The following is a 3,702-nucleotide window of genomic DNA, read 5'->3' on the forward strand; positions in this document are numbered from 1 at the left end:
GAGGTTTATCTTCGATAACTATTCAAGAATTTTAACCTCTCAGGTGAATGGTATTTTCCGTACCATGACGGACATTACGGTTTTAGAGTTAAGAGAGACAAGATACTACGAATATGTCAATGCCTTCCATGAAAATGACTGTATGACGATAGTAGACACCTATGTGCAGGATAAGGGAAAGAGCAATGTGCCCATGATGAGTTATATCTCACCGGGACTTACCCTGACTCTGGTAAGCCACATGCTGGGAGGAAGTGATACTGTTATTAAGACGGAAGAGGATTACCGCTATACCGATGTGGAGATGGCTCTGTACAAGAGAATCATGGAATACATTGTCCATGCCTTGGGAGACGGTTTCAGCAATTATATTAACGCAGAGTTTAGGATTGCAAAGATAGAAACCAACCCCTCCATGGTACAGGAAGTAGGATTGGATGAAACCGTAGTGCTGGCAGTGATGAATGTGGATATTTCCGGTTTAGCCATGGAAAGAATCCGAATCTGTCTTCCCGGAACCCTTCTGGAACATATGTTTAAGATTATTGATAACCGGAAACACCTGGCCAGAGGCTTTGCTTACGAGAATAATCAAGATACCATTATGGAACATTTGAAGGCTTCCAGCTTCCCGATGACAGGACAGCTTGGCGTTGTTAAGTTGGACATTGAAGATCTCTATCATTTAAAGGTGGGGGATGTCATCGACTTAAACAAGGCGAAGAATTCCGCTGTAAAGCTTTATGTAGGAAGACAGCCCTGGTTTACCGGAAAGATGGGAGTATATAAGAAAAACATTGCCATTCGGATTGAAGACCGAATCATCCAAAAGGAAGATAAGGCGATGGAAGCGCTTTCCGACGCGGTAGCGAAGGAAGGGGAAACGGAAGAAATTCCGGAAGAAGAAATTTCACCGATGAATGTGATGGCACAAGACATTCAGGATTTACTGGATCCGGAGCCTTCTCTGGATGATGAGGAATAAACTGGTCTTAAGGCAGGAAACTGTCATAGAGATATAAAAAAAGCTTAGAATAAGGATAGGAGAAACGAAGATGGCAAAGATTTTGTTAGTAGATGATGCAGCGTTCATGCGAATGATGGTGAAGAACTCCCTTACAAAGGGCGGCTTTGCTGATTGCACCTTCGTGGAAGCACAGGATGGCATGGAAGCAGTAAAGAAGTTTGAAGAAGAGAATCCTGATCTTGTGATCATGGACATTACCATGCCCAACATGGATGGATTGCAGGCTCTGAAGAAGATCAGAGAAGCACATCCGGATGCAAAGGTTGTAATGTGCACCGCGATGGGACAGGAGAGCATGGTAGTGGATGCAATTAAGTCCGGAGCAAAGGACTTCGTTGTAAAGCCCTTTAATGCAGAGAGAATTACCTCCACCGTTAAGAACATCTTAGGTGGCTAAAAGAGAGTAGAGGAAGAACATGTCATTTTTAAATTCATTCGATATTAGTGCATCAGGGATGAGCGCTCAGAGAGTCAGAATGGACATTGCGGCAGAGAATATTGCCAATGTGGATACCACCAGAACCGAAGCAGGCGGTGCATACAAGAGAAAAGATGTAGTACTGGAAAGCTTTGGAGAACGCTCCTTCCAACAGGCCCTTCGAAATGCGCAAAATGGCAAGGGCTTCCGGGGACAGCATGCGGGAGTTCGTGTTCAGGGTGTCATTACCGATGATCGGGAGATGAAGAGGGTTTATAACCCCAATCATCCTGATGCGGATGCACAGGGCTATGTAAACTACCCCAATGTGGATATTTTGAAGGAGACGGTGGACTCCATGTCTGCCACTCGTTCTTATGAAGCCAATGTTACCGCTTTAAATGCCATGAAGACCATGGCACAAAGAGCGCTGGACATCGGTAAGTAAGAAGGGGCGATAGGAACAGGAAACTGAGAATTAAAGGAGTAAGTTAGATGGGTGCGACCAGCTTCAATGAAATGGAAATCGATGCCATAGGCGAGATTATGAATATCAGCCTTGGGGCGTCAGCAACGGCAATATCCACTCTTCTTGGCACTAAAGTTAATATTACTACTCCTGTTGTGCAGGTGAAAAACAAAGAAAACTTTGAGTTTCGGGAATTAGAGCCGGCAATAGGAGTTGAAATTGCATACGTTCAAGGAATTGATGGCAAAAACATCATGATGTTTTCCCGGAACGACGTTCGTATCATCGTTTCCATGATGATGGGGGCGGAGATTCCGGAAGATGAATTCGTCATGGACGAAATCAACGCCAGTGCGATTCGTGAGGCAATGAACCAGATGATGGGAGCTTCGGCTACCGCTCTTTCTGAGTTTTTGGGAACAACCGTAGATATTTCTACCCCCATTTCTTACGAAATCACAGACGGCGCTGCATTTAAAGACAAGTATTTCGAAGGGGCTGAGGAGAATGTTGTTATCCGCTTCACCCTGGAAATCGAAGATAACTTAAAGAGTGAATTCTTGAATATCATGTCTGTGGATCTGGTAAAGAAGCTTTTGAAGCCCTTTACTGCCCAGTTTGGTATGGGAGAAGAGGAAGATGATGAGGTGGTTGCCAGTAGTGAGGAAGCTGTATCGCCTCAAGTAGAAGAGCCTGCAGCGGAAGCACCGGCTGCAGAAGCGCCTGCGGCAGAGGAAGCTCCGATGCCTGCAAAGTCCGGTCCTATCGACCAGGCAACGGCGGATGCTTTACTGGCCAGCTTATTGGCAGAGCAAAACGGAGAGGGCGCCTCTGAAACGGCAGCCGCTCCTGCAGCAGAGCCTGCAGCTGCTCCGGAACCGGTAGCGGCAGCACCTGCACCGGTTGCTGAACCGGCAGCACCTGCACCACAGCCTGCAGCAGCGCCTCAGCCTGCACCGGCTCAGATGGCTCCCCAGATGATGGCTATGCCTCAGGGCGTGGCTTATCAGGATCCTCTTACCTTGCAGCTCTTAAACCAGATGCAACAGTCTCAGACCCAGATGCTGGAATTGATTCGGGATATTCAGACAGCGAAGAATAAAGACACTAGACCTTCCGAGCCGTCTCTGATTAAACCCTTGAATTCCAGAGAATTTGAGAATGAAGGTGGAAGTGGGGGAGAAAATCCCGACAACAGAGAAATGCTGATGAAGGTACCTTTAGAGATTTCCGTAGAAATCGGAAGGACCAGAAAGCTGGTAAAGGATATCTTAGACTTTACCCAGGGTTCTCTGGTGGTACTGGACAAGATGGCAGGAGAGCAGGCAGACCTCTATGTAAACGGAGAGTGCATTGCTCGAGGAGACATCGTAGTTGTAGAAGAAAACTTCGGTATTCGTATCACCGAGATTTTGAAGAAAGACATTAATCAGGAGAGCCTATAATGTTTCAACAGGATATCATCTCCCTTGTGTCCGGTTTTTTACTCTTCTGTCTCTTCCTTTTAGGAGCTTGGGCTCTACATCGTTTTATCGGAAAGTACGGAAGAATGTTCCAAAAAAGTCGATACATGCAAGTGGTTGACCATATACAGGTATCTCAGGACAGACAGCTGTTTATCCTTCGTTTAGAGAAGGAGAACCGCTGTCTCCTTGTGGCGTCAGGACCTGAAGGAATGCGACTCATTACCGAATTGCAGGAGGACTACGAGGGAGAGAATCCCTTGGGGAACGGAGAAAGCTTTCTTTCCGTATTTCAAAAGGAAGGGACAAAGCTTTTACAGAAGAA

Annotated in this window: 5 protein-coding genes; all 5 read left to right on the top strand. The window is 46.3% G+C overall.

The features are described 5' to 3' along the window. Positions 1-7: 7 nt before the first annotated feature. Positions 8-985, top strand: a complete 978-nt coding sequence (locus tag ACO4PX_RS09310) for a flagellar motor switch protein FliM (protein ID WP_485572384.1) — start codon at positions 8-10, stop codon at positions 983-985. Between the two features lie 70 nt (positions 986-1,055). Then, positions 1,056-1,424 (top strand): response regulator, encoded by a 369-nt coding sequence (locus ACO4PX_RS09315; protein ID WP_183682881.1) that lies wholly within the window; start codon positions 1,056-1,058, stop codon positions 1,422-1,424. 19 nt (positions 1,425-1,443) lie between these two features. After that, complete coding sequence (gene flgC / locus ACO4PX_RS09320) at positions 1,444-1,893, top strand: flagellar basal body rod protein FlgC (protein WP_183682884.1); 450 nt, start codon at positions 1,444-1,446, stop codon at positions 1,891-1,893. 47 nt (positions 1,894-1,940) lie between these two features. Beyond that, positions 1,941-3,359, top strand: coding sequence for a flagellar motor switch protein FliN (fliN, locus tag ACO4PX_RS09325; RefSeq protein ID WP_485572380.1), 1,419 nt, complete (start codon positions 1,941-1,943; stop codon positions 3,357-3,359). After that, the coding region (locus ACO4PX_RS09330; RefSeq protein ID WP_485572382.1) for a flagellar biosynthetic protein FliO at positions 3,359-3,702 on the top strand (344 nt) is incomplete at its 3' end. The genes fliN and ACO4PX_RS09330, both read left to right, overlap by 1 nt.

It is taken from the genome of Oribacterium sp. (assembly GCF_057249185.1).

Excerpts from the sequence above, each read along its gene's own strand:
- ACO4PX_RS09315 (WP_183682881.1), top strand. The coding sequence starts at position 1,056 with ATGGCAAAGATTTTGTTAGTAGATGATGCAGCGTTCATGCGAATGATG.
- flgC (WP_183682884.1), top strand. The coding sequence starts at position 1,444 with ATGTCATTTTTAAATTCATTCGATATTAGTGCATCAGGGATGAGCGCT.
- fliN (WP_485572380.1), top strand. The coding sequence starts at position 1,941 with ATGGGTGCGACCAGCTTCAATGAAATGGAAATCGATGCCATAGGCGAG.